Raw genomic sequence first — 25,428 nt, 5'->3', positions numbered from 1 at the left:
CACGCGAGTGCGAGAATCGGCAAATGACTAGCCAGTCCCCTGTGGCGCCCGAGGACTTCGTACCTGGACTCGAAGGCGTCGTGGCCTTCACCACCGAGATCGCCGAACCGGACAAGGACGGCGGTGCGCTGCGGTATCGCGGCGTGGACATCGAGGATCTGGTCAACCACCGCGTGACGTTCGGCGACGTGTGGGGACTGCTGGTCGACGGCAGGTTCGGTTCGGGGCTGCCGCCCGCGGAGCCGTTTCCGCTGCCGATCCACAGCGGCGACGTGCGCGTGGACGTGCAGGCCGGCCTGGCCATGCTGGCCCCGATCTGGGGCTACTCTCCGCTGTTGGACATCGACGACGCGACCGCGCGCGAACAACTGGCCCGCGCATCGGTGATGGCGCTGTCCTACGTCGCGCAGTCGGCCCGCGGCATCCACCAGCCCGCGGTCCCTCAGCGCACCATCGACGAATGCGCCACTGTGACAGCGCGTTTCATGACCCGCTGGCAGGGTGAACCCGATCCCAGACACATCGAGGCCATCGACGCCTACTGGGTGTCGGCAGCCGAACACGGGATGAACGCCTCGACGTTCACCGCGCGGGTGATCGCGTCGACCGGCGCCGACGTGGCCGCCGCGCTGTCCGGGGCGATCGGCGCGATGAGCGGCCCGTTGCACGGCGGCGCCCCGGCGCGGGTGATCCCGATGATCGAGGAGGCCGAGAAGACCGGCGACGCCCGGGCGGTGGTCAAGGGCGTCCTGGACCGCAACGAGAAGCTGATGGGCTTCGGTCACCGCGTTTACCGCGCCGAGGATCCGCGCGCACGGGTACTGCGCGCCACCGCCAAACGCCTGGAGGCGCCGCGCTACGAGGTGGCCGCCGCGTTGGAGCAGGCCGCGCTGGCCGAACTGCGTGAGCGCCGGCCCGACCGGGCCATCGAGACCAACGTCGAGTTCTGGGCCGCGGTGATCCTGGACTTCGCGCAGGTGCCGACGAAGATGATGCCCGCCATGTTCACCTGCGGACGAACCGCCGGGTGGTGTGCGCACATCCTCGAGCAGAAGCGGCTCGGGAAGCTGGTGCGGCCGTCGGCGATCTACGTCGGGCCGCCGCCGCGATCCCCGGAATCCGTGGAGGGCTGGGACCAAGTCGCCACGTCGTGAGGACAGCGGTCTTCGCTTCTGCGGCAAGGGGTTTCGTCGACCTTGTCGGGGAGATCCCCCGGCGGCGTGGGACAAGCCGGGCCTTGGCGAATGGGATGTCCGCGCACTCGTCGGGCACACCTCACGTTCGCTGAGCACCGTCAGCAGCTACCTCGAGACCACCGCGGAATCCGAGGACATCACCACGCCGGCGGAGTACTACGTGCGGGTCACCGCGTCGGCGCTGGGCATCGACCCGGCCGCTGTCGCCGAACGGGGACGCCAGGCCGGCAGGGCGCTCGGCGACGATCCGGCGGTCGCGGTCGAGGCGCTGATGACACAGGCCCTGCGCGACCTGCAGGCCGTCGACGACCCGCTGATCGAGGTGATCGGCGGGCTGGGGATCCGGCTGCACACCTATCTGCCGACACGGGTGTTCGAGCTGGCCGTACACGGGTTGGATATCGCTCGCGCCGTTGACATTCCGCTCGCGCTGCCGCCCGAGGTGCTCACCGAGGCGGCCGCGTTGGCGACGCGGGTGGCCGTCACGACGGGGCAGGGTGAGGCGGTGCTGCTCGCGCTGACGGGCCGCGCGGGCTTGCCGCCGTCGTTCTCGGTGGTCTGACCCGCCGACACTTGGCACACGGAAATGCCGCAAAAACCCCCACATGGCCTTCTAAGGTGATCGGATGCCGCAGTTTGATCGCCGCACGATGATGCTGATGACCGGGTTCGGCCTCTTGGCGTCCGCCGTTCCCCTTCCCAAAGTCCACGCGCAGCCAGCGCCGGCAGGCCAGACCGGGACGTTCCTGTTCGCCGACGAGTTCGACGGACCTGCGGGTTCCGCGCCCGATCCGTCGAAGTGGTCGATCGCCAAGGCCCGCGAAACGATCAAGAACCCGGTGTTCTGGGACCGCCCGGAGAACATGGGCCAGTACCGCGACAGCCGCGAGCACGTCTTCCTCGACGGCAACTCCAACCTCGTCATCCGCGCGACGCGCAACGAGGACGGCAAGTACGTCTCCGGCAAGGTCCAGGGCCGGTGGTGGGGTCCGATCAACACCACGTGGGAGGCCCGCATCAAGCTGAACTGCCTGACCAACGGGTGCTGGCCGGCGTGGTGGCTGATGAACGACCATCCCGAGGTCGGCGGCGAAGTCGACCTGATGGAGTGGTACGGCAACCAGGACTGGCCGTCCGGGTCCACGGTGCACGCACTGCTCGACGGCACGTCGTACGCCACCCAGCCCTACCCGGTCGACGGCGCCTGGCACACCTGGCGGATGAGCTGGACCGACGCGGGGATGTACTTCTGGCAGGACTACGTGCCCGGCAAAGAGCCGTACTTCGAAGTGCCGGCCCACTCGATCGAGCACTGGCCGTTCAACTATCCCGGGTACTCGATGTTTCCGGTGCTCAACCTCGCGGTCGCCGGCTCGGGCGGCGGGGATCCCGCCGGCGGCGACTACCCCGCCGAAATGCTCGTGGACTGGGTGCGCGTCTTCGCGGGCTGAATCGGCGGCGCCGAATTGTCGGTGCCCGGTGGTTGCATGGGCCCTGGCGCGATGAGATCCACCCGCGTGGCGGGTCAACACTTCGTCGCCCGCACAAATATCACACCCTCCAGGAGTGCTCATGGCAATTGATGTTCAGCCCGCGGTGTCGCCGATGCTCACGGTCAGCGATGGCGCGGCAGCGATCGACTTTTACGTCAAGGCGTTCGACGCCGAGGAGTTGGGCCGGGTGCCCGCCGCCGACGGCAAGCGGCTGCTTCACGCCGCGCTGCGGATCAACGGGACGATGGTCATGCTCAACGACGACTTCCCCGAGATGAACGACGGCAAGTCGGTGACGCCGGAGGCGTTGGGCGGCTCGCCGGTCACCATTCACCTGACCGTCACCGATGTGGACGCCAAGTTCCAGCAGGCGATCGACGCCGGCGCCACCGTCGTCATGCCGCTCGATGACATGTTCTGGGGCGACCGGTACGGCGAGGTGCGCGACCCGTTCGGACACATGTGGTCGTTGGGCCAGCCGATCCGCGAGGTCAGCCAGGACGAGATCGACCAAGCGGTCAAGCAGATGCAGTAACGGCTAGGCGAAGACGCACGGCAGGCGCTGCGGACCCCGAATCGCTGGGATGTCCCGCCAGACCGGTTCGCCGCACAGCGCGGGACGGCGCGCCAGCAGGTGTCGCAGCGCGACCGTGAGCTCGAGGCGGGCGAGCGCCGCCCCGAGGCAGAAGTGCGCCCCGTAGCCGAAGGACAGCGGGGCGGGCCCGGCTCGGTCCGGTTGGAGCTGTTCGGGGCGGTTGAAGATGAGCGGGTCTCGGTTGGCCGCCCCGAGCACCACCAGTGCCAGTTGCCCGGCGGAAATCGCCACGCCCTCGATGGTGTGGTTGCGGGTAGCGGTGCGGCCGACGGCTTGCACCGGACCGTCCATCCGCAGCAGCTCGGTGACCAGACGGTCGTCGACGGCGCCGACCGTGTCGATCGGTCGGTTCCCGTCGGGCCGGTGTGTGAGTAGCCGGATCAGCGCTGCGCCCAACAGGTTTGCCGTGGTCTCGTGGCCTGCGACGGCGATGATCACCGCCGTGGTGACGACGTCGTCGAGCTCGAGATCCGGGTCGGCGGCGATGAAGCTGAGCAGGTCGTCCCTGGGGTGGGCGCGCCGGTCGGCGGCCAGCGGTAGAAGCTCGGTGAGCAACGTCGCAAACGCCGCGGTTCCCGCGTCGACGGCATCGCCGTCGGAGGGGTCGCTGAGCATTCGGCTGATCGCGGGCGACTCCTCCCGCAGGAGCCGCGCGGAGGCGACGTCGAAGTCGAGCCACGCCGCAGCGACCGCGATCGGCAGCGGCAACGCGATGTCAGCCATGACGTCGAATTCGACACCGGCCGGTAGTTCGTCGATCGTTTGGGTGGCGACCGCCTCGATGCCGTGTTCGAGGCCCGCGATGAACGACCGGGTGAACACGTCACGGACGGCGCCGCGCAAGCGCCGGTGGTCCACGCCGTCGGTGAACAAGATGTTGCGGCGCAACAGGTCTGGATCCATCGTACGTATCGCGGCTGGAGCGGTGGGGTTCGCCAGCGGATTGCTGGTCCAATGTGCGCTCGCAAGGATCTGCTGGGCGGCGTGATAGCCGAGGACCAGCCACGCACCCATGCCGTCATCCCAGACCACCGCGCCCAAGCGGCGGCGGGTCTCGTAGTACGGGTACGGGTCCGCGGGGTCCCACGGCAACCGCGTCGTCGCCTCAGGGGTGGTCATGGTGGTCCAGCGCCCCGGGCAGGCCGCGCTCACGCACCCACGCGTGGTGCAGCTTGCCGAGTTCGGTGACGGGTTCGGCGACGCCGTCGAGGTCTTCGAAGATGGCCCGTATCGGGATCGTCGCCTGCAGACCACTGGCAACGCTGGCGAAGGCCAACGTGATCCGGGAGGTGAACGCGAATTCCGGTGGCAGATTTACCTTGGTAAGCGGATGGTCGACGCCACTGATGTCGAAGAATCCCCGAACCGTTCGCACCGTGGCGTCGGGTGTGTACGTCGCAGGTTGGGGCATGGTGACTTCGTACGTCAAGTCCGAAAGCCAGCGCTGCAGTTCCTCGGCGCTCAGCGACGAGTCACGGCCGATGAACCCCAGTTCCGTCATGAGCTCGCGGCAGTCGTCTATGCGTTGTTCGGATGCGGCGCGCATGAACGACACCCAGAGCCACCGCTTCTTCTCGGGCATGACTGTGATGCAGCCAAAGTCGACAAAGCCGACGGTGCCGTCCGGATGAAAACGGTAATTGCCGGGATGCGGGTCGGCCTGCACCAGGTTGGCCTGGCGGTAGCAACTGTTGATGAACCGACTGATCACCTCGGCCCACGTGTTCTTCAGGTCCTGGTCGGCGTCTTGCGCTGCGGCATAGTCCATTCCGTCCAGATAGGTCATGGTCAACACCCGGTCGCCGGAGGCCTCGGGGATGACCTCTGGTATCCGGATGAACGGGTGTCCGCGGTAGAGCTCACTGAACGCGGTGATCATCGCGGCTTCGTGCCGGTAGTCGACCTCCTCGGCGATTCGCGCCGTCGCTTCACGGGCGAGGGTGCGGATATCGACCTTCATTCCCGACGCCGCGATCACGAACCGCAGAAACGTCGCGACCAGTTCGGTATTGACCAGATCGTCGCGGATAGCCTGCGCCACACCGGGATACTGGATCTTGACGACGACATCACGACCGCCCTTGAGCACTGCCCGATGGACCTGCCCGATCGATGCGGCCGCCATCGGCTCGTCGTCGAAGTCCGCGAAATTCGCGACAGCAGAGCCTAATTCGTTGTCGAGCACTTTACGGACCAGAGCGGGATGCATCGGCGGTGCGTCAGCCTGCAGACGTGACAGGGCCTTCTGATAGGGCCAATAGCCGCCGGTGCCCATCGCTCGTGCGTCGACCATCGACAGGATCTGGCCGGCCTTCATCAGCACGCCGCGGGAATGGCCGAGAAGCTCGGCATATCGCTCGGCAGTGCGCTCGTGAAACCGCGCGACGGCGCCGTCACTGCCCGTCTTTTCCCGCAACCCGGCCACCAGCCGGCCGCCTGCCGCCCGCGCGGCAAAACCCGCGAGCGGCATCGTGCGCCGGATGCGCCCACGAGGTACGGAATTGTCCCAATGCGACATGCGCCCTCCAACCCCGACCCACGTAGTAAAGTGATCCCTTGACTAAGGTAAGTGATCACTTGGGAGCGGTCAATGGGAGCAGCGACGCCGACGCGAGAACGGCTGGTCACTGAGGCGATGCGGCTGTTCAGCGCGAGGGGCTTCGAGGCGACCAGCGTCTCCCAGATCGAAGCCGCGGCCGGGCTGGCGCCCGGTTCGGGCGCGCTGTATCACCATTTCAAGTCCAAGGACGCGCTGCTGGACGCGGGCATCGACCGCCAGTTGGATCGCCGCCGCGCCATGCACGACATCCGGACACTGTTCGCCGGCCTCGGCGATCTGCGCGCCGAACTCACCGTGCTCGGGCGCTACCTGCTCAGCGTCGTCGATGAGGAGATCGAACTGCTGCAGATCGCCGCGCGGACACCCGCAGGCCGATCAGCACGTCTTGACGCGGCTTACGCCGCACTGGTCGATGGGCTCAACGCGGAACTCGGCGACTGGATCGTCGGTTGGGCACCAACGCTGGCCGAACACGACCGCAACGTCCTTGCCGCGCTCGGAGTAAACGGCATCCTCGGGGCCCGCTTTGCCACGAGCCTGTTTCGTCGGTCGGAGACGCACATTCCCGATGATCGGTATCTGGCTGAGTGGACATCGCTTCTGGCCACGCGCATCGAAGCGGTCCGATGAGCCGTCATACAGTCATTTTCGGGACATACGTCTCCAGCACCTCGATCGGCAGCCCGTTGGCGCCGGTGATCGCGCTGATGGCCGCGATGCTGTCCGGCTTCGGTGTGCGTTCCAGTTCGGGCGTGGTCGGGTCGGATCCGTAGAGCCCGAAGTGCAGGTCGTAGCCGTGCGCCCATTCGAGGTTGTCGACGAACGACCAGTAGATGTAGCCGCGGATATCCACACCGTGCGCGACGAGGTCCTGCACCACCGCGATGTGGCTGGTCAGATACGGCGGTCGCTTCGAGTCGCCCGCGTCGGCGATACCGTTCTCGGTGATCCAGATCGGCTTGCCGTAGGAGGCGGCGACCTCGAGCACCTCCCGGAAGCCACCCGGATCGATGGGCTGGTTGAAGTCGCTGCAGGTGGGTGAACTCGGCGAGCACTGGACCGGGATGCCCTGCAGGAACGGGATGCCCGGCACCGGCGCCAGCCCGAAGCCCTGCATCGGTGACGATCCGTAGTACTGCACGCCCAGGAAGTCGACCTTGTCCTTGAACTCGGGGTGGATTTCATCGAGCGTCTTGATGCCGTCGAAGTTGGCGTCCACCCACCCGTCGATCACGGCATTGGGGAACCAGAGGTTGTAGAACCGATTCCACGCGTCGGCGGCCTGCACGTCGAGCGGGTTGTTCGGGTTGGCCGGGCGAGCGGGAATCATGTTGTTGCTGAAGCCGACGAACGCCGCGGGCTGACCCTCCGTCGCCGAGACGGTGTCCCAGGTGTGGATGGCGTCGTAGGCGGCGACGTGCCCCTTGGCCTGGTTGACGAGGAAGGTGGCGGCCAGGTCCGGCCGGACGATCCCCGGCGGCCAATGCGGAATCGGGCTGCCGGGAATCGGCGGTGACAGGTACTGGGTGAGGATCGGTGGGAACGGCTCGTTGAGCGTCACCCAGTAGTCGACCTGGTCGCCGTACTTCCATGCCAGATACGCCGCGTACTTCTCGAACTCGACGGGCGTCGACGGTGACAGCCAGCCTGCCGCGTGCGCGGGCAGCCCGGCCTGCACCAGCAGCCGCGTCATCGCGGGGTCGTGCACCCACACCGGCAGGGTGAAGTGCGTGACGGTGACCATCGGCTCCAGGCCGTGCGCGCGCAGCGACGCCAGCACATCGCGGTAGTGCTCGACCTCTTCCTGGTTGGCCAGTGCGTCGAGCGCCTCCAGATCGGCGAGGCTGACGCCGCCGCCTTCATCCGAGATATCCACCGAGGCGGTGGAATTCGGGAAGATCCGGCTCCACTCGATACCCATCCGGAAGGTGTTCATGCCGAGTTCGTCGCGGGCCAGCGCGGCGTCGGCGTCGTAGTTGAGGTAGGCGCCCGGCCCGTCCTCGGGCACTCCCCTGGTCAGCCCCAGCTGCTGGTTGAACGGGTCGTGCGTCCAGCGGTACCAGTCGGAGTTGACGTCCATGGGAACACCCGGTCCGCCCTCGGCCTGAAACCCGGAATGGGCTACGCCCCAATGGAATCCGTCTGGGAAGGACAGGTCGACGCCGTCGACCGGGGTGACGTTGACGGTGATGGTGCGGGTGGCCCGGTGCCCCCCGCCGGGATACACCAGGTTGCCCACGATCGGCACGAACTGCAGCAACCCGCCAGGTCCGTGCACGTGCAGTCCGGCCGCCTGGTCGTCGGCCACCACCGTGAACGAGTCCCAGCCGCCGACCGCCGCCATCGCGTTCATCGGCCGGTAGGTGAAGTTGCCGTCGGCGTCGACGTCGACCACGCCGCCGTTGAGCGGCCTGCCCACGACGGTGTAGAACATCGGGTCCCCGTCGGGGTCGACGATGCCGACATTGCCGGTGATGATCACCTCGCCGTCGACCAGACTCTGTGTGTAGGGCGGCAGTTCGGCCGAGACGTGGGGTGTGGAGTTGAAAAGTTCACGTCGCACCCACGCCAGCAGCGTCCACACCGTCGGCGGGCCGCTCGGCGGGGCGGGCAGGCCGGCGGCGAACGGCGCCAGTACGGCGTTGACGAGGCTGAACACGATGCCCGTCACATAGGTGATGGCGGTGGCCGGGTCGAACGCGGTGGGCCACGGCCGCAGCGAGGGAAACGCCGGCGCGTTCCATGTGGTGATCGTCGCGGCAGTCGGCGAGGATGCCTGTGCCGCAAGGGAAGTGCTCGAGACCGCGGTGGTTTCGGGCATCGCGGCGGCGGCGTTGTCGTCGAGGGCAACCTCATCGGTCACGTCCTCGTCGGCGTCGACCCGGGCGGCGTTGCTCGTCGCGGTCGGCGAGGGTTCGACGGGCTCTTTAGTCGCGGGCTCGTCGGACGACCCCGACTGCTCGGACAGCTCCTCCGGCTCGGATTCGGGTTCCGGCTCGGGCTCTAGTTCGGACTCGGGTTCGACTTCGGGCTCGGGGTCGGGTTCAGGATCGGGCTCGACTTCGGGTTCGTCTTCGGCGTCCAGCTCGGAGTCGGGTTCGACTTCCAGCTCGGAGCCGACTTCGGCATCCGGCTCCGAGTCGGGTTCGTCTTCAACTTCCGGGTCGGTTTCGACTTCGGCCTCGGCGCCGCTCTCATCAGCCGCCGCCGACTCCGCGGTGCTGGCACTCGAGGACTCGGAGGACTCGGAGGACGCCGAGGACGCCGCGCTCGATGTCCCCGACCCGGACCCGTCCGCCCACGCCATTCCCGAGCCATAACCGGTGGCCACGGCGATGCCGACCCCTAAGGCGACAGCCAGGCTTCCGACTCGACCGACGTATGCCGCAGCGTTCATGTTGTTTGCTATACCGCCGAACGCGCGGTTTATCAGGCGATTCGGGGGATTCGTCGGCGAACCCGATGGCGTCACGCGGCATTGTGTTCGCGAGACTGCGTTTCCGCAGAGAAAATTCGAGTAGCGGACCGCTACAACGCAGTCTCGCGGGACACCGACGACCTAGCGGCGCAAGCCGGCGAGCACGCGCTCGTGCAACGGCGGCGCCGGCGCGTCGGCCGCGGCGGCAAGCATGTCGGCGGCATGGGTGAACTTCCTGCGCGGACGCTGCCCGCCACCCCGAGCGATCTCCGCGGCGTCGATCGCCTTCCACCCCGCCGCGTCGACCACGTCGGGTTGCCGGCTTCGGACCAACCTGTCCAGCGCGGCCGGCTTGGCGCGGTCCCTGGCGGGATCGAGCAGCAGGCCGTCGTTGTAGTCGGCGACCAGGTTGTGCACGGTCTGCGCGGCGCAAGACTTGTTGGTGCCGATGAAGCCCGTCGGTCCGCGTTTGATCCACCCGGCCACGTAGCTGCCGCGCACCGGCGCACCCGTCGACGGGTCGATCACCCGGCCGCCATCGTTGGGCACCACGCCCCCGGCGTCGTCGAACGGGAGATCGCGAACGGGCCTGCCGCGGTAGCCGATCGAGGTCAGCACCAGTCCGGCGTCGAGCCGGACGACCTCGTCGGCGCTTCCCGTCACGGCGAACTCGACACCTTCTGCCCGCCGCTCACCAAGCACACGCCGCGGCGTCAGCTGATAGGCCAACCGGATCCGCGGCCGGGTGGCCGGCGCCGAGGCGTCGCCGAGCCTGCTCAAGATCTCCAACTTGTTGCGCGTCAACGGATCTGTGGCCTCAGCCAGATCCCTGGCGACGCGTTCGTGGTCGGCGGCGTCGAGCACCACATCGCAGGTCGCCGTCAACCCGATCAACTCCGGCAGGGTGAACGCCGAATCCGCGGGCCCGCGGCGCGCGGCGATCACCACCTCGGTGACCTTCGAGCCGCGCAGCGCGGCCAGCGCGTGATCGGAGATGTCGGTCCGCGCCAACGCGTCGGGATCCGTGGTGAGGATACGGGCGACATCGAGCGCGACGTTTCCGTTGCCGATGATGACCACCCGCTCGTGTCCGAGATCGACTGGCAGACGGGCGAATTCGGGATGCCCGTTGTACCACGCGACGATCTCGGTAGCGGTGCCGGTGCCCGCCATTCCCATTCCGTCGATCTCGAGGCGCCGGTCGTTGGGTGCGCCGACGGCATAGAGCACGGCGTGGTGATGGGCCAGCAGCTCGTCGTGGGTGATGTCCGATCCCACCTCGACATTGAGATAAAAGGTGAACCCCCGCCGGTCGGCGATCCTGTCGAACAACCGCGTCACCCGCTTGGTGCTCTGGTGGTCGGGCGCCACACCCGCACGCACCAGCCCGTATGGGATGGGCAGCCGCTCGAAGACGTTGACCCGTACGCCGCGCTGGGTGAGCAGCTCGTCGGCGGCATACATCGCCGCGGGTCCGGAGCCGACGATCGCGACCGTCAGCGGTCCCCCGGGCCGCGGGTCGATCCTCGGCGCGTCGGGCACCGGCGCCAGCTTGGAGGTCGGCGGCACCTTGCCCTCGCGCACGGGATAGAACGCCGCGTTCAGCGCGACGAACGGCAGCTGCTCGGGCGTCAACCGGGTGTGGGGCACGATCGCTCCGACCGGGCACGCCGTCACACATGCGCCGCAGTCGACGCACGCCTCCGGATCGATGTAGAGCATCTCGGCGGTGGCGAAGCCGGGCTCATCGGGTGTCGGGTGGATGCAGTTCACCGGGCAGGCGAAGACACACGACCCGTCGCTGCAACACGACTGGGTGATCACATGGGGCACGAAAGTCTCCGGCGTCCTTGGGGTTACGCGGCGGCGACGACGTGTTGGCGGGCCGGCTCGCTGCGGTAGCGGCTGGGCGGCCCGTCGATCTTGCAGATCCGCCACATCAGCTTGGCCACCGGGTTCATCAACCCGGTGTCATGGCACAGCATCCGGACGTCGCCGAACATGTCACGCAGCATCTGCCGCGACTCAGGCGAGCGGAAGAACACTTCCTTGCGCACCGAGCGCGGAATGTCGAATTCCTTCCAGAACGCGCGCGGCGGAACGATGATCGCCGAGCACAGGATCCGCATGACCAGCGGGACATAGAGCGACAACCAGAACCGCTTGCGGCGCGGCAGGTGTGGGAGCCGCTTGCGCAGGTACTCGTGGGCGAACGAGATGTGGCGGGCCTCCTCGGCGACGTGGATGGCCATCACCCGTTCCATGATCGGATGCAGGTTGCGGCCTTCCCGCAGCACGTTCTTCTGCGTGTGGTCGATGGGCTCCTCGCCGGCGAGGATGCCGAACCAGAACGGGATCGGCAGCGGCCCGGCGACCAACGGGATCACCGGCTGAATCCACTTGAGCAGCCGCGGCATACCCGGCACGTCGGCGCCGATCCGGTTCACCATCTCCTGAAACATCATGGTGTGGTTGCACTCTTCGACCGCCTCGTGCAGGCAGTACCGGTATTCCGGCGAGCCGTTGGGCGTCCAGAACGCGTACTCCATCAGCCCGCGGATCAGGATCGACTCGAAGTGCAGACCCACCTTGGCGACGTTGGCCTGCCGCCACATCCCGATCTCGATCTGGCGTTCGATCGGCTGTGACTGATACCAGGGGTGGCGGCCGAGCGGGTCGGTGCCCGGCAGAATCCAGCGCGGGTCGTTGGCCACGACCTTGAACTCCGGGGAATCCCAGTCAATGTCGGTGTACGGGTTGAAGTTGCGCCGCACCGACCCCTCGGAGAGGGTTTTGAGCAACTCGGCGTAGGTCTTGTCCTCGGGGCTGTCGCCGATCTCCATGTTGCGACGCCAACGCCTGACGATCCGTGTCCGGGCCATACGGAAGCCTCCTGTGCGGTTTACATCAACCGGGCAGATGTACACAGTACCGCAGGTATCGCATATTTGACAGACCCGGTCGCGCGATGTGGCCCCGGCAACGCTCAGCGCAGGAATGTGATATGAGTCACAGCAGGCGGGTGCTTACCTCTTCTTGCCGAAGTCGCCTGCCGCAGACATCTTGCGACCGTTGCTCACCGCCGAGAAGCCGGCCTCGGTGAATCCGCAGTCGGTGATGATCGCGCGGTGCCCAGGGCTGTTCATCCACCACTGGACAGCGGCGGCTGGGTTACGCGCGGCGCCGGTGCCCCAGAACACGACCTCGCCGACGGTGGAGTTCGTCGCGTAGCCGGCGTCCCTCACCCGCTGCGAGATGGAGGACCCGTCCGTGCCGACGTGGCCTTCCGCACCGTTGTTCAGGACGTCGAGGGCGTGCCGCGTGGCGGCCTCCGTCAACTGCGGGTTTTGCGCAAGCGGGCCGCATCCGTTGGCGGCACGGGTCGCGTTGATCAGGTTCAGTACTGCGTCGCCCTCGTCGCCGTCAGCCTGGGCCGGCGCCGCGGCGAGCATCGAAACACACAGCATCGCGACCGCCGCCACGGTCGGCGGAGACCCGAAACTCTTCCCTCTGATCACGTGCCCCCCAGAACGGGCTCGAAATTGTGGTCCCCCGACCTGCGTCAAGTATGACTGAACGGACACCGGTGCATAACGGTTTGGCTACATTTCCTAACTTTCCGGCGTTTCTACCGGGCCCTCCCTCGGGGCGAACCGGGCAAGTCCGGTCACTACTCTTGACCGCATGGCCGAACTGACGATTCCCAACGACCTCAAGCCCAGCGATGGCCGGTTCGGCTGCGGTCCCTCCAAGGTGCGTCCCGAACAGTTGCGCGCGCTGGCCGACGCCGGCCACCTGTTCGGCACCTCGCACCGGCAGGCGCCGGTCAAGAACCTCGTCGGCCGGGTTCGCGACGGGTTGCGCGCGCTGTTCTCCCTGCCCGACGACTATGAGGTGGTCCTGGGCAACGGCGGCACCACCGCGTTCTGGGATGCCGCGGCGTTCGGCCTGATCGACAAGCGTTCACTGCACCTGACCTACGGCGAGTTCAGCAGCAAGTTCGCCTCCGCGGTGGCCAAGAACCCTTTCGTCGGCGACCCCGTCGTCGTCACGGCCGACCCGGGCAGCGCCCCCAAGCCACAGGCCGACCCCTCCGTCGACCTCATCGGCTGGGCGCACAACGAAACCTCAACGGGCGTCGCGGTTCCCGTGCAGCGACCCGAGGGTTCCGGGGACGCGTTGATCGCGATCGACGCCACCTCGGCGGCGGGCGGGCTACCGGTGGACATCCGCGAGGCCGACGCCTACTACTTCGCGCCGCAGAAGAACTTCGCCAGCGACGGGGGCCTGTGGGTGGCGATCCTGTCGCCTGCCGCGCTGGCGCGCGTCGAGGCCATCGCCGCCTCGGGGCGCTGGGTGCCCGAGTTCCTGTCGCTGCCGATCGCGATCGACAACAGCAGCAAGAACCAGACCTACAACACCCCGGCGATCGGCACCCTGATCATGTTCGCCGACCAGCTCGACTGGATGCTGGGCAACGGCGGCCTGGACTGGGCGGTCAAGCGCACCGCGGACTCATCGCAAAGGCTGTACAGCTGGGCCGAGGCCTCGCCGTTCGCCACGCCGTTCGTCACCGATCCGCAGTTGCGCTCGCAGGTGGTGGGCACCGTGGACTTCTCCGACGATGTCGATGCGGCGGCGGTGGCCAAGACGCTTCGGGCCAACGGGATCGTCGACACCGAGCCCTACCGCAAACTCGGCCGCAACCAGCTGCGCATCGGGATGTTCCCCGCCGTCGAGCCCGACGACGTCAGCGCGCTGACCGCCTGCGTCGACTGGGTGGTGGAACGGCTCTGAGGCCACCGCGTGTCTGCGCGGTAACGGGGAGATAACGCAGTAGGGTCCGGTTGATCGGGCTTTGCGCGTAGCCCTGAGGAGGCCGGCATGCGAGAACTCAAAGTCGTTGGGCTTGACGTCGACGGCAAACGAATCGTCTGCGAGGCCGATGACTCCGGCGAGAAGTTCGTCCTGCTGTCCGATGACCGGCTGCGGGCCGCCGTGCGCGGCGACAAAGCCGCGTCCAGCCAACCACGAAGTGATTCCGAGGTTCCGAACGTGCTGCGTCCCAAAGAGATTCAATCCAGGATTCGGGCGGGCGCATCCGTCGAGCAGGTCGCGGCTGCCGCAGGCGTCGACGTCGAACGCGTCGAGCGGTTCGCGCACCCCGTCTTGCTCGAGCGCGCACGCGCCGCCGAGCTGGCCACCGCAGCGCATCCGGTGCTGGTCGACGGGCCCGCGGTGCTGACCCTGCTCGAGACGGTGACGACGGCCCTGATCGCCAGGGGCCTGGATCCCGACGCGACCAACTGGGACGCGTGGCGCAACGAAGACGGCCGCTGGACCGTGCAGCTGGCGTGGAAAGCGGGCATGTCCGACAACGTGGCGCACTTCCGGTTCACCCCCGGCGCCCACGGCGGCACCGTTACCGCGTTCGACGACGCCGCCTGCGAGCTGATCGATCCGGACTTCGCCCGGCCGCTGCGGCCCGTCGCGCCCATCGCCGAACTCGACCCCGAGGAGCCGGCGCCGCCCCAGCAGCAGGCACCGACCACCGCGGCCGCACCCGAACCCGAGCCGCCTGCCCCCGCGAAGCCGGCCCGGGCCCGCAAGGGCAAGCCGTCGGTGCCGGCGTGGGAGGACGTGTTGTTGGGCGTGCGCTCCAACAGCCGGTAGTCCGGCGAGGTAATCGTCAGCCGCCGAGGGCGATGGCCAGCAGCGCCAGCCACGCCCCGGCCACCCCGACGCCGGATCCCAGCACGAACCAGCGCCAGACCGGCAGCTTGCGCCAGCCCCACACCGTCGGCGCCAGCCCGCCGACCGCCACGAGGTTCAGCCCGACGGCCAACAGCGGATGCACGCGCATCAACCCCAGGCTGAGCACCACCACCGCCGCCGCGGTGACCGCCGCGACGAACGCGGCGACCGTCAACCCCATCGCCCACGGCGTCGAGTCGTCGGTCACCGGTTCAACCTAGCCCGTTCGTAGAACGCCAGCGCGGCAGCGGTCGCGACGTTGAGCGAGTCGGTACCCCGTGACATCGGGATCCGCACCCGCAGATCGCTGGCCGCCATCGCGCTTCTGGTCAACCCGGGCCCCTCCGCGCCGACCAGGATGGCCACCTTTTCGTGCGCGAGGGCCGCCATCGCGTCGGCCAGTGTGCACGCCGCCGGATCAGGGGTCATGGCCAGGAGCCGAAACCCACTGTCGCGCAACAGTTGCAGATCGCGCGGCCAGTCGGCGACCCGCGCGTACGGCACCAGCAGGGCATGACCCATCGACACCCGCACGGCGCGCCGGTAGAGCGGGTCGGCGCACCCGGCGCCGAACACCACCGCGTCGACGTCGAGGCCCGCCGCGTTGCGGAAGATCGAGCCGAGGTTCTCGTGGTCGTTGACGCCCTCGAGCACCGCGACGGTGCGCGCGCTCCGGCCCGATGTCCCCGGCCCCGCAGCGCCGGCGAGCACCTGTGTGAGCGTCAACTCGCCGGGGCGCGACGCCGACGCCAGCACGCCGCGGTTGAGATGGAACCCGACGACGTCGGCCATCACCTCGGCCGAGACGCGGTAGTACGGGGCGTCGACGCCGTCGAGGTCGGCGGCGAGTTCGGCGAGCCGCCGGTCGGTGCCCATCACCGCGCGTGGAGTGAACCGGGACGCCAGCATCCGCTGGACCACCAGCACCCCTTCGGCGATGACCAGCCCCTTGCCGCTGGGCAGATCGGGTCTGCGATCCACGCTGTTGAGATCCCGAAAGTCGTCGAGCCGCGGGTCGGCGGGGTCAGCGACGTCAACGACGTTCACGTGCAGCAGACTAGCGATCGGCTAGGTTGAGCAGCGATGTCACCCAAGGTTCCGCCACCCCCGCTGTTGCCGCCCGCCCTGCTCAACCCGTGGCCGGTCATCGTGGTGATCGGGGTGGGCTGGGTGATCGCCGCGGTGCTGTCGTTCACCGTGCCCGGGTTGGCGGAGTGGCGGCCGTACGCGGTGGCCGGGTTGGGGGTCGGCGCCCTTGGCACATCGATATTTCTGTGGCAGCGTCACGCTGTGCGTCGCGGCTCTCGTGGCGCGCAGAACGGGTTGGACTGAAATCCGAAACCAGACAAGGGGATCGCCATGGCAGCTCCGGTGCTACAGGCCCAGATCGACATCAATGCTCCGGTCTCGAAGGTCTGGGAGGTGATCTCGGATCTGCGCCGGATGCCGGAGTGGAGCCCGCAGTGCCGTCGCATGATCGTTCTCGGCGGCCCGCCACGCGTCGGCGCCCGCACCATCAACCTCAACCGCCGCGGCTTGATGTTCTGGCCCACCACCAGCCGCATCACGGAGTTCGTGCCGGAGAAGAAGCTGGCGTTCGAGGTCAACGAGAACGGAACGGTGTGGAGCTACGAGCTCGAACCCACCGACACCGGCACCCGGGTGGTGGAGACCCGGCACGCCGAGAACGGCGTCAAACCCATCTCCACCAAGCTCACCAACGCGTTCATGGGCGGCGTCGAGAGTTTCGAACGTGAACTCGTCGACGGCATGAACCAGTCACTGGCCCGGATCAAGGCCGCCGCCGAAAGCTAGTCGGCGGGTTCGGTCAGGTCGAGCACGCCGTCGTCGTAGGGCGCGTACTGCGGAGACCCGCTGCCCGGCGGCTGCGGGGTGTCCGAATGCGCACCGCAGCCGTACTCGGAGTCGACGACGTGTCCGTCGGCGGAGAACTCGTTGGCGCACACCCCGAACATCACGCCCAGCGACCCGGACAGCGGAACGTAGAAGCCGCAGTCGCGGCACACCCGGCGGGTCGACCGTGCCATCGCCGAGTTCGGGCCGAAGTCCCCGTCGTGCCAGCGCTGCGCGGCGGCTCTGCGCCCCCACGGACTCAGCACCTGCCGTCGGCCCAGGCCGATCTCGGCGGCGACCTCATCGAGCGCCGGGTCACCGCTGGACATGTAGCCGGGCACCAGGCGCGGGTCGTCGGTCGACGGGGCGAGCAGGTCACCGGGGCTCAGGTCACCCGGTTTGATGCGTTCCTCCCAGGGCACCCACTTCGGCGCCAACAACGCCGTCGGCCCCGGCACGAGGACGACTTCGCTGATCGTGGCCCGCTCGGCACCCGGCGCGGCCGCGACGACGACGGCCCACTGCCAGCCCCGGTACCCGGGCATGTCGGCGAGGAACCGATGGGTGGCCGCGGTCGGGTCCTCGAAGCTGGCCCCGAGGTACTCCCCGACGGTGTCCTCGCCGCTGTGCTCGACGATCGCCGCGCGTGCTTCATCGACGGCGCCCAATAGCACCGTCTCCAAGTCCGGGCGTTCGGCCGGTGCAGCCGCGCCGTGCCCGGGCGATTCGGTCACGCTGTCCATCGCCATTCATACTGCCTGACCGGCACACCGGTAGCCACACCGGTCGGCTACCCGGCCGCTGTCGCACCGATGGTGGACAATCGACTTCGTGACCGGACCGCGGCGTGACTACCGGGACCCGGCGGGTCGGCGTGACCCTCGCTATTACCCGCCGCGCCCGCCCGCGGCGGAGAACGACTGGGCCGATCCGCGTGCTGACGAGCACCCGGGGATGGCCAACTACCCCAGCGACGGCGACTACCGCCAGGCGCGGCGGGCCGACGCCACCCCGAGCGCCAATCGGTGGCTGCCGCCGCTGGACGAGTCCGAGCGCCGGTACCGCTACTCGTCCCCGCCGCCGGGCGCGGGCGCCGCGGCCGGCGAGAAGATCACCGTGACGCGGGCGGCCGCCGCGCGCAGCCGCGAAGTCGGCTCCAAGATGTACGGCCTGGTGCACCGGGCGGCGACGGCCGATGGCGCCGACAAGTCCGGCCTGACCGCGCTGACCTGGCCGGTGGTCGCGAACTTCGCCGTCGACGCCGCGATGGCCGTCGCGCTGGCCAACACCTTGTTCTTCGCGGCGGCCACCGCCGAGAGCAAGAGCAGGGTCGCTTTGTACCTGCTGATCACCATCGCGCCGTTCGCGGTCGTCGCCCCTCTGATCGGTCCTGCGCTCGACCGGTTGCAGCACGGCCGCCGGGTCGCGCTGGCGACGTCGTTTCTGTTGCGCACCGTGTTGGCGCTGCTGCTGATCATGAACTACGACGGCGCGACGGGCAGCTTCCCGTCGTGGGTGCTCTACCCCTGCGCGCTGGGAATGATGGTGCTGTCCAAGTCATTCAGCGTGCTGCGCGGCGCGGTGGCGCCACGGGTGCTGCCGCCGACGATCGATCTGGTCCGGGTGAACTCGCGGCTGACGATCTTCGGCCTGCTCGGCGGGACCATGGCCGGCGGCGTCATCGCCGCGGGCGCGGAGTATCTGTTCAACCTGTTCGACGCGCCCGGCGCGCTGTACATCGTCGTCGCGGCGACGATCGCCGGCGCCGTGCTGGCGATGCGGATCCCGAAATGGGTCGAGGTCACCGAGGGCGAGGTGCCCGCGACACTGAGCTATCACGGCCGCACCGGTGAGCTGCGCCGCGGATCAGAGCCGCAGCCCACCGGCGGTGCGGCGCGGCAACCGTTCGGCCGCAACACGATCACCGCGCTGTGGGGCAACTGCACCGTGAAGGTGATGGTCGGCTTCCTGTTCTTGTATCCGGCGTTCGTCGCCAAGTCGCACGACGCCAGCGGCTGGGAGCAGCTTCAGATCCTCGGCTTGATCGGAGCGGCCGCGGCGGTCGGCAACTTCGCGGGCAACTTCACCAGCGCCCGGCTCAAGCTCGGTCACCCGGCGCAGCTGGTGGTGCGCTGCGCCACCGCGGTCACCGTCGGCGCCCTGCTCACCGCAATCAGCGGCAACCTGTTGGTGGCCGCCGCCGCCACGTTGATCACGTCGGGCGCCAGCGCGATCGCCAAGGCGTCCCTGGACGCGTCACTGCAAGACGACCTGCCCGAGCGCTCCCGCGCGTCGGCGTTCGGCCGCTCGGAGTCGTTGCTGCAGTTGGCCTGGGTCGCCGGTGGGGCCATCGGGGTGTTGATCTACACCGAACTGTGGGCCGGGTTCACCGCGATCACCGCGGTGTTGATCCTCGGCCTGGCCCAGACGGTGGTCAGCTATCGCGGTGACTCGCTGATTCCGGGCTTCGGCGGCAACCGTCCCGTGCTGGCCGAGCAGGAGGGTGGGCGACCGGATCCGGCGGTGAGGCGTCGGTGAAACGCGTCGTCGCCGGGTTGGCGGTCGTGGCGGTGCTGGCGTCGATCGGAACCGGGGTGCTGATCTGGCGTCTGTCCAAGGACCCCCGGCCCGCACATCCGGAGATCAGCGCGTACACCGACGGTCAGCTGACCAGGGTGGGCCCCTACCAGTATTGCCAGGTGCTCAACCCGACCGATTGTGTAACTCCGCGCACCGGGGGTGAACTCACCGTCGACGCGGAACACACCGTGCAACTGTCGGTGCCCCCGGCCATCTCCCGCGCGCCGTGGGTGCTGGTGCGCACGTACGAGGGCGCCGACGTCGTCGAAGAGTTCCGGCCCGGCAGTCGGAACGCGGTCACCATCCCCACCGTGGACCCGCACCGCGGCAAGCTGTACGGCTTCGCGGTGCAACTGCCGACGCTGGTGCGTGACGAGGACGGCAACGAGTTCCCGGTACCGCACGCCGAGTGGTCGGTGCGCACGGTCTGGCCGTAACCGCCCTGCGCCGAGATCGACGTATTGGCGCGCTCTACTCGCAATGCCCCCGTTTGTCCCTCAGGCGCTGTGGCCCTCGGGCACCCGCTCACCCTCCGGTGTCGGGCCCGGCGGGGTGCCATCGCCAAACGGCCTGCCGCCCAACGCTTCCCGGCCGTGCGGCGTCCGCCAGTTCGACAGGTCAGGGCCTTTCGGCACCACCTGCGTCGGATTGATGTCCTTGTGCACGAGGTAGTAGTGCTGCTTGATCTGCACGAAGTCGATGGTGTCGCCGAAGCCCGGCGTCTGAAAGAGGTCGCGCGCGTAGGCCCACAGCACCGGCATCTCGGAGAGCTTCTGCCGGTTGCACTTGAAGTGCCCGTGATACACCGGGTCGAAGCGGGCCAGCGTGGTGAACAGCCGCACGTCGGCTTCGGTGATGGTGTCGCCGACCAGATACCGCTGATCCTTGAGCCGCTCAGACAACCAGTCCAGAGCGGCGAACAACCGGTCGTAGGCCTTGTCGTAGGCCTGTTGGGACCCGGCGAACCCGCAGCGGTACACGCCGTTGTTGACATCGGTGTAGACGCGCTGGGCTACCTCGTCGATCTCGTCGCGCAGCGGTTCGGGGTACAGCTGCGGCGCGCCGTCGCAGCGGTACTGCGTCCACTCGGTGGAGAAGTCCAGCGTCATCTGCGCGAAGTCGTTGGTGACCACCTGCCCGGTCGGCACGTCGACGATCGCGGGCACCGTGATGCCCTTGGGGTAGCCGGGAAACCGCTTGAAATAGGCGTCCTGCAGGCGCGGGATCTTCAGCACCGGGTCCACGCCGCCGGGGTCGAGGTCGAAGGTCCAGCTGCGCTCGTCATGGGTGGGGCCGCAAAACCCAATGGACAGCGCGTCTTCCAAGCCCAGCAGCCGCCGCACGATGATGGCGCGGTTGGCCCACGGACAGGCCCGCGCCACGATCAGCCGGTAGCGGCCCGGCTCGACGGGATAGCCGTCGCGGCCGTCGGCGGTGATGCGGGTCGTGATGTAGTCGGTGTCGCGGTTGAACTCGCCTGCGGACTTGGACTTGTCGGCGACATAGCTCACGCCTTCGGTTCTACCCGTCGAACCTGAACTTATGCACCGGAAGCCCAGGGCGATTCGTGCACAAGCTCAGATTCGAGGAACCGCCGCGGGTGCGCCCGCGTCCTATCCGCATGCAGCTATTCCTTGGCACCGAGGCGTTGGCGGCCGGGCTCGTCACTCGCCGCGGCCTGGCCACGCGGTATCAGGCGCTCTACCGCAACGTCTACGTGCCACGAAACCAATCGCTGACGCCCGCGCTGAAGGCGAAGGCCGCCTGGCTGTGGTCGGGGCGCCGGGCGGTCGTCGTCGGCGTTTCGGCCGCGGCGATGCACGGCGACAAGTGGATTGACACCCGATTACCTGCCGAGCTGAACCAAGCAAGCCAGCACAGAACCAGAGACATCGTGTTGCACAGCGACACGCTCTTGCCGGACGAGGTCGTCAACATCGGCGGCATTCCGGTGACGACGCCCGCGCGAACGGCGTTCGACCTCGGCCGCCGGCGCGGACGGACGTTGGCCGTCATCCGCGTCGACGCGTTGCTGCAAGCCACCGATCTGACGCTGGACGACGTGCGGACACTCATCGACCGTCATCGCGGTGCGCGCGGGCTCGTGCAGCTACGCGAAGTGCTCGACCTCGCCGATCCCGGGGCCGAGTCGCCTCAGGAGACACGCACCCGTCTGGCACTCACCGACGCCGGGCTGCGGCCGACCCACACGCAGATCGACGTGTACAACCGTTTCGGCGACCACGTCCGTCGTGTCGACATGGGATGGCCCCGATACCAGGTCGGCGTCGAGTACGACGGCGCGCAACACTGGACGAATCCGGCCATCCGAGCCAATGACATTGAAGTGCAGGCCCAACTCGAGGCCTTGAATTGGCGCATCATCCGCGTCAGCGCTGAGATGCTCCGCTACCGCCCGGACACGATCGTGGCGCGCACCGAGACCGCGCTACGCGCCGCCGGTGCACCCGTCTGAGCGTCGAAACTGAAGATAAGTCACGCAAAACGTCGATTTGCCGTGCACAAGCTCAGACTCGGCGCCCCAAGAGCGCGGCGCTCAGCGCTCCAGTTCGCGGGCCACGGCGCGCACCACCTCGGACACCCGCCGCGAGGTCTTGCGATCCGGATAGCGGCCCTTGCGCAAGTCCGGCTGCACGGCGCTTTCCAGCAGCGTGATCATGTCCTCGATCATCCCGTGCAGCTCATCGGGGCTGTGCTTGCGCTCGGCGGCGGCTGCCTCGCGGCGGGTCCGGGTCAGGCTCGGCGGCGGGTCGATGATCGTCACGCTCAGCGCCTGCGGACCCCGACGGCCCGAGGCGATGCCGAACTCCACCCGCTGGCCGGCCTTGAGGGTCTCGACGCCGGCGGGCAGCGCCGAGGCCCGGACGTAGACGTCCTCGCCGTCCTCCTGCGATAGGAACCCGAAGCCCTTCTCGGCGTCGTACCATTTCACGCGGCCGGTCGGCACTGGTCTCACCTACTGTCTTTCGGAAGCTCTCATGACGAACGCGTCCCGCCTGCGTCGGGACGCGATGGGGTGATCTTACTCGGCAATTGCGGGCAGCAGCATCCTCATTAGAGCGCGGGCCCGGGTTCGGTTCGACAGCGAACCCGCAGCGGATCCTGCCGATCGCCGACCAATGTCCTTGACTGGGATGCCATTGCGATCACCTACTCCAGGGCAACGGTACTCCCGACTGGGTAGGCTGGAACGACCGCTGGAGGTGAAATGCGCCTGATCCTGAACGTCATCTGGTTGATCTTCGGCGGCCTGTGGCTGGCGTTGGGGTACCTGCTGGCCGCCCTCATCTGCTTCGTATTGATCATCACGATCCCGTTCGGGTTCGCCGCCCTGCGTATCGCCTCCTATGCGTTGTGGCCGTTCGGCCGCACCATCGTCGAAAAGCCGGGCACCCGACCCGGCGCGCTGGTCGGCAACGTCATCTGGGTGATCCTGTTCGGCATCTGGCTGGCCATCGGCCACATCGTCAGCGCGGCGGCCATGGCGGTCACGATCATCGGCATCCCGTTGGCGCTGGCCAACCTCAAGATGGTTCCGGTCTCGCTGGTGCCGCTCGGCAAGGAGATCGTGCCCGTCGACCAGGTGAACTCGGCCTTCAACGCAACGCGAGCCGCCGCATGACCCTCGTCGACCTGGGCGTACCGTCGCTGCGGCCGGCTCAACCCGCACCCGCACCCACCTCCGGGCCGCTGATCGACACCTTCGGCCGGGTGGCCACCGATCTGCGGGTGTCGCTGACCGACCGATGCAACCTACGCTGCACCTACTGCATGCCCGCCGAGGGCCTGAAGTGGTTGGGCACCGACGCACTGCTGTCGCACGACGAGCTGATCCGGCTGCTGCGCATCGCCGTCACGCGCCTCGACATCACCAGCGTGCGCTTCACCGGCGGTGAGCCGCTGGTGGCCAAACGCCTCGAGGACATCGTCGCCGCGACCGCGGCGCTGCGGCCCCGTCCGGAGATCACCTTGACCACCAACGGAATTGGGCTCGACAAGCGGGCGGCGAAGTTGCGGCAGGCCGGCCTGGACCGGATCAACGTGTCGCTGGACACCGTCGACGCGGCGCGCTTCGCCCGCATCACCCGGCGAGACCGCCTGGCCGACGTGCTCGCCGGGTTGCGGGCCGCGAAGGCCGCGGGGCTGAACCCGGTCAAGGTCAACGCGGTGCTCGACCCGGTCACCGGTTTGGACGACGCTGTCGCGCTGCTGCGGTTCTGTCTCGAGCACGAATACCAGCTGCGCATCATCGAGCAGATGCCGTTGGACGCCGAGCACCGGTGGCAGCGCAACCGCGCGATCACCGCCGACGAGGTACTGGACGCCTTGGGGCGGCACTTCGAGGTGACGCCGGATCCCGCGCCGCGGGGTTCGGCACCGGCGCAGCTGTGGCAGGTCACCGACGACTCAGGTGCGGTGGGCAAGGTCGGCGTCATCGCCTCGGTGTCGCACGCCTTCTGTGCGGCGTGTGACCGCACCCGGCTGACCGCCGACGGCCAGGTGCGCAACTGTCTGTTCGCGCGGGAGGAGACCGACCTGCGCCGGCTGCTGCGTAGCGGCGCCGACGACGACGCGCTCGAGGCCGCCTGGCGGGCGGCGATGTGGGCCAAGGCCGCCGGTCATGGCATCAACGATCCCGGCTTCGTGCAGCCGGACCGCCCGATGAGCGCGATCGGCGGGTAGCTGATGATGACGTCGACCACGACGGTGCAGGTGACCGTGCGCTATTTCGCGGCCGCGCGGGCGGCGGTGGGTAACGATGCGGAGGCAATTCGGATCGCACCCGGAACGACGGTCGCCGACCTGGTCGAGCGGCTCGGCGCGCGCGATGCGGAGTTGGCAAAAGTGTTGATGCGCTGCAGTTTTCTGTGCGACGGCATCGCCGTGCGGGATACGTCGACGGTGCTGCGCGACGCTCAGACCGTCGACGTCCTTCCCCCCTTCGCCGGCGGCTAGCCGTGATTTACCTCACATAACGAAATGGTCACGGGCTGGCTACGGCCGGATGTATCGCCGTACAGTCCTGCGAAAACGCGCTACTTTGCTGGGCCTTTAGAGGCTTTTTAATATTTGCCACCTCAGGAAACGCCGATATCGACAAAAGATGACGGGTCCACACAGAGCCGTTACGGTTCTGCCCAAGCCGTCGACCACGAATCGATCGGCCCGCCGTGCTCAGCCGCGCCGAACTCCATCCGCTGACGCACGGGACCACGACCGAACAACTCGGATGGAGGCGGGGGACCCAACCGGTCCGCCGAATAGCAGCGGACTCGGAGCCTTCGGCTCCTTGGGGTGAAGCCGTCATCGTCATCTCGACGATGCCGACCGGGCGACCTCTCCAGCCCGAACCCGACAGCTGACCTCGCGGGCGCCGACGAGAGGACCTAGCGCACGCATGAGTGGACGACACCGCAAGCCCACTGCATCGGCCGTAAACGTCGCGAAAGTCGCCTTCACCGGCGCAGTCATCGGCGGCGGAAGCATTGCCCTCGCCGGGCACGCGAACGCAGCCACCGATCATGAATGGGATCAGGTCGCCAGATGTGAGTCCGGCGGCAACTGGGCCATCAACACCGGCAACGGATATCACGGCGGCCTGCAGTTCGCGCCCGGCACGTGGGCCAGCCACGGCGGCAAGGAGTTCGCACCGGCTGCGCACCTGGCCACCAAGGAAGAGCAGATCGCGGTCGCCGAGCGCGTGCTGGCGACCCAGGGCAAGGGCGCCTGGCCGTCCTGCGGGGGACCGCTTTCCGGTCACACCCCCCGCAACGTCGTCAAGGACGAGCCGCAGCCGCTCGACGCTCCGGCTCTCAACGGCGTGCTGCCGCCTCCGCCGCCCGTCGACCCCTTCGCGCCGCCGCCACCCCCCGCGCCGGCCCCCGTCGACGCGCTCGCGGCACCCCTGCCCGAGGCCCCCCCGCCTCCGCCGCCGCCACCACCGCCGCTGCCTCCCG

At 68.3% G+C, this 25,428-nt stretch carries 26 protein-coding genes, 1 pseudogene and 1 riboswitch; of the genes and pseudogenes, 16 read left to right on the top strand and 11 right to left on the bottom strand.

The annotated features are described in order from the left end of the window. The first annotated feature begins 23 nt into the window (after positions 1-23). The 4 genes and pseudogenes from MELE44368_RS11535 (at position 24) to MELE44368_RS11520 (ending at position 3,224) form a co-directional block, all read left to right on the top strand. A complete protein-coding gene (locus MELE44368_RS11535) occupies positions 24-1,154 on the top strand; it encodes a citrate synthase 2 (RefSeq protein ID WP_128108605.1) in 1,131 nt (376 codons plus the stop codon). Continuing rightward, positions 1,151-1,758, top strand: a pseudogene (locus MELE44368_RS11530) (maleylpyruvate isomerase N-terminal domain-containing protein). The gene MELE44368_RS11535 and the pseudogene MELE44368_RS11530 overlap by 4 nt, the downstream one beginning before the upstream one ends. A 64-nt stretch (positions 1,759-1,822) precedes the next feature. Beyond that, positions 1,823-2,647: a glycoside hydrolase family 16 protein gene (locus MELE44368_RS11525; RefSeq protein WP_206613747.1), complete on the top strand. Its 825-nt coding sequence runs from the start codon at positions 1,823-1,825 to the stop codon at positions 2,645-2,647. Positions 2,648-2,768: 121 nt separating this feature from the next. Further along, positions 2,769-3,224, top strand: a complete 456-nt coding sequence (locus MELE44368_RS11520) for a VOC family protein (RefSeq protein WP_128108604.1) — start codon at positions 2,769-2,771, stop codon at positions 3,222-3,224. A gap of 3 nt (positions 3,225-3,227) precedes the next feature. On the opposite strand, the gene MELE44368_RS11515 is transcribed toward MELE44368_RS11520, so the two are convergent. Next, entirely contained in the window at positions 3,228-4,403 is a 1,176-nt protein-coding gene (locus MELE44368_RS11515) for a cytochrome P450 (protein WP_128108603.1), read from the bottom strand. Next, the gene (locus MELE44368_RS11510) at positions 4,390-5,802 is read right to left on the bottom strand and encodes an ABC1 kinase family protein (RefSeq protein ID WP_206613746.1); all 1,413 of its coding nucleotides are present in this window, start codon (positions 5,800-5,802) and stop codon (positions 4,390-4,392) included. Before MELE44368_RS11510 ends, MELE44368_RS11515 begins: the two co-directional genes overlap by 14 nt. A gap of 72 nt (positions 5,803-5,874) precedes the next feature. Here MELE44368_RS11510 and MELE44368_RS11505 point away from each other — a divergent pair, with 72 nt between their 5' ends. Then, positions 5,875-6,474, top strand: coding sequence for a TetR/AcrR family transcriptional regulator (locus MELE44368_RS11505; RefSeq protein WP_128108602.1), 600 nt, complete (start codon positions 5,875-5,877; stop codon positions 6,472-6,474). A 4-nt stretch (positions 6,475-6,478) separates the two neighbouring features. Here MELE44368_RS11505 and MELE44368_RS11500 read toward each other — a convergent pair whose 3' ends face one another. The 4 genes from MELE44368_RS11500 to MELE44368_RS11485 all read right to left on the bottom strand — a co-directional run bounded on the left by MELE44368_RS11500 (position 6,479) and on the right by MELE44368_RS11485 (position 12,744). After that, the gene (locus MELE44368_RS11500; protein WP_128108601.1) at positions 6,479-9,241 is read right to left on the bottom strand and encodes a family 1 glycosylhydrolase; all 2,763 of its coding nucleotides are present in this window, start codon (positions 9,239-9,241) and stop codon (positions 6,479-6,481) included. Between the two features lie 162 nt (positions 9,242-9,403). Continuing rightward, positions 9,404-11,095, bottom strand: coding sequence for a 4Fe-4S binding protein (locus MELE44368_RS11495; RefSeq protein WP_128108600.1), 1,692 nt, complete (start codon positions 11,093-11,095; stop codon positions 9,404-9,406). Between the two features lie 23 nt (positions 11,096-11,118). Further along, positions 11,119-12,144: an AurF N-oxygenase family protein gene (locus MELE44368_RS11490; RefSeq protein ID WP_128108599.1), complete on the bottom strand. Its 1,026-nt coding sequence runs from the start codon at positions 12,142-12,144 to the stop codon at positions 11,119-11,121. A gap of 144 nt (positions 12,145-12,288) precedes the next feature. Next, a complete protein-coding gene (locus tag MELE44368_RS11485; protein ID WP_241566576.1) occupies positions 12,289-12,744 on the bottom strand; it encodes a CAP domain-containing protein in 456 nt (151 codons plus the stop codon). Between the two features lie 202 nt (positions 12,745-12,946). Between MELE44368_RS11485 and serC the strand changes: the two genes are divergently transcribed. Together serC and sepH are read left to right on the top strand one after the other, a co-directional pair. Continuing rightward, positions 12,947-14,059, top strand: coding sequence for a phosphoserine transaminase (serC, locus tag MELE44368_RS11480; protein ID WP_128108598.1), 1,113 nt, complete (start codon positions 12,947-12,949; stop codon positions 14,057-14,059). Between the two features lie 87 nt (positions 14,060-14,146). Further along, positions 14,147-14,935, top strand: coding sequence for a septation protein SepH (sepH, locus tag MELE44368_RS11475; protein ID WP_128108597.1), 789 nt, complete (start codon positions 14,147-14,149; stop codon positions 14,933-14,935). A 16-nt stretch (positions 14,936-14,951) separates the two neighbouring features. Here sepH and MELE44368_RS11470 read toward each other — a convergent pair whose 3' ends face one another. Beyond that, complete coding sequence (locus MELE44368_RS11470) at positions 14,952-15,224, bottom strand: DUF2537 domain-containing protein (RefSeq protein WP_128108596.1); 273 nt, start codon at positions 15,222-15,224, stop codon at positions 14,952-14,954. Then, positions 15,221-16,069, bottom strand: a complete 849-nt coding sequence (locus MELE44368_RS11465; protein ID WP_128108595.1) for a TrmH family RNA methyltransferase — start codon at positions 16,067-16,069, stop codon at positions 15,221-15,223. Before MELE44368_RS11465 ends, MELE44368_RS11470 begins: the two co-directional genes overlap by 4 nt. Before the next feature lie 30 nt (positions 16,070-16,099). On the opposite strand from MELE44368_RS11465, the gene MELE44368_RS11460 reads away from it, so the two are divergent. Next, the gene (locus tag MELE44368_RS11460) at positions 16,100-16,348 is read left to right on the top strand and encodes a DUF2530 domain-containing protein (protein ID WP_128108594.1); all 249 of its coding nucleotides are present in this window, start codon (positions 16,100-16,102) and stop codon (positions 16,346-16,348) included. Positions 16,349-16,375: 27 nt separating this feature from the next. Then, positions 16,376-16,831 carry an SRPBCC family protein gene (locus MELE44368_RS11455; RefSeq protein ID WP_128108593.1) on the top strand — a complete coding sequence of 152 codons (456 nt, stop codon included), beginning with the start codon at positions 16,376-16,378 and terminating at the stop codon, positions 16,829-16,831. Here the strand turns inward: MELE44368_RS11455 and MELE44368_RS11450 are convergent. Next, complete coding sequence (locus MELE44368_RS11450) at positions 16,828-17,613, bottom strand: DUF3027 domain-containing protein (protein ID WP_128108687.1); 786 nt, start codon at positions 17,611-17,613, stop codon at positions 16,828-16,830. The two genes, MELE44368_RS11455 and MELE44368_RS11450, sit on opposite strands and share 4 nt — an antisense overlap. An 88-nt stretch (positions 17,614-17,701) precedes the next feature. Between MELE44368_RS11450 and MELE44368_RS11445 the strand changes: the two genes are divergently transcribed. Beyond that, complete coding sequence (locus MELE44368_RS11445) at positions 17,702-19,408, top strand: MFS transporter (protein WP_128108592.1); 1,707 nt, start codon at positions 17,702-17,704, stop codon at positions 19,406-19,408. Next, entirely contained in the window at positions 19,405-19,887 is a 483-nt protein-coding gene (locus tag MELE44368_RS11440) for a DUF2771 domain-containing protein (protein ID WP_128108591.1), read from the top strand. The genes MELE44368_RS11445 and MELE44368_RS11440 overlap by 4 nt, the downstream gene beginning before the upstream one ends. A gap of 60 nt (positions 19,888-19,947) precedes the next feature. On the opposite strand, the gene MELE44368_RS11435 is transcribed toward MELE44368_RS11440, so the two are convergent. Further along, complete coding sequence (locus MELE44368_RS11435) at positions 19,948-20,961, bottom strand: glutathione S-transferase family protein (protein ID WP_164890092.1); 1,014 nt, start codon at positions 20,959-20,961, stop codon at positions 19,948-19,950. A gap of 110 nt (positions 20,962-21,071) precedes the next feature. Between MELE44368_RS11435 and MELE44368_RS11430 the strand changes: the two genes are divergently transcribed. Next, positions 21,072-21,926: an endonuclease domain-containing protein gene (locus MELE44368_RS11430; protein ID WP_128108589.1), complete on the top strand. Its 855-nt coding sequence runs from the start codon at positions 21,072-21,074 to the stop codon at positions 21,924-21,926. Positions 21,927-22,007: 81 nt separating this feature from the next. On the opposite strand, the gene MELE44368_RS11425 is transcribed toward MELE44368_RS11430, so the two are convergent. Next, positions 22,008-22,418: a cold-shock protein gene (locus MELE44368_RS11425; RefSeq protein ID WP_128108686.1), complete on the bottom strand. Its 411-nt coding sequence runs from the start codon at positions 22,416-22,418 to the stop codon at positions 22,008-22,010. A 261-nt stretch (positions 22,419-22,679) separates the two neighbouring features. Here MELE44368_RS11425 and MELE44368_RS11420 point away from each other — a divergent pair, with 261 nt between their 5' ends. From MELE44368_RS11420 to MELE44368_RS11405, 4 genes are all read left to right on the top strand, one after another. Then, entirely contained in the window at positions 22,680-23,093 is a 414-nt protein-coding gene (locus tag MELE44368_RS11420; RefSeq protein ID WP_128108588.1) for a YccF domain-containing protein, read from the top strand. Further along, on the top strand, positions 23,090-24,154 hold the full coding sequence (moaA, locus tag MELE44368_RS11415) for a GTP 3',8-cyclase MoaA (RefSeq protein ID WP_128108587.1): 1,065 nt from the start codon (positions 23,090-23,092) through the stop codon (positions 24,152-24,154). Before MELE44368_RS11420 ends, moaA begins: the two co-directional genes overlap by 4 nt. A gap of 6 nt (positions 24,155-24,160) precedes the next feature. Then, on the top strand, positions 24,161-24,427 hold the full coding sequence (locus tag MELE44368_RS11410) for a MoaD/ThiS family protein (protein WP_128108586.1): 267 nt from the start codon (positions 24,161-24,163) through the stop codon (positions 24,425-24,427). A gap of 249 nt (positions 24,428-24,676) precedes the next feature. Further along, a riboswitch (cyclic di-AMP (ydaO/yuaA leader) is annotated at positions 24,677-24,860 on the top strand. A gap of 9 nt (positions 24,861-24,869) precedes the next feature. After that, on the top strand, positions 24,870-25,428 hold a 559-nt coding region (locus MELE44368_RS11405; protein ID WP_164890091.1), incomplete at its 3' end, for a transglycosylase family protein.

The organism is Mycolicibacterium elephantis DSM 44368, from assembly GCF_004014805.1.
In the GTDB taxonomy this organism is placed as follows: Bacteria; Actinomycetota; Actinomycetes; order Mycobacteriales; family Mycobacteriaceae; genus Mycobacterium; species Mycobacterium elephantis.
Note: the sequence above shows the minus strand (reverse complement) of the source record. Positions and strands in the feature narration are given on the sequence as shown.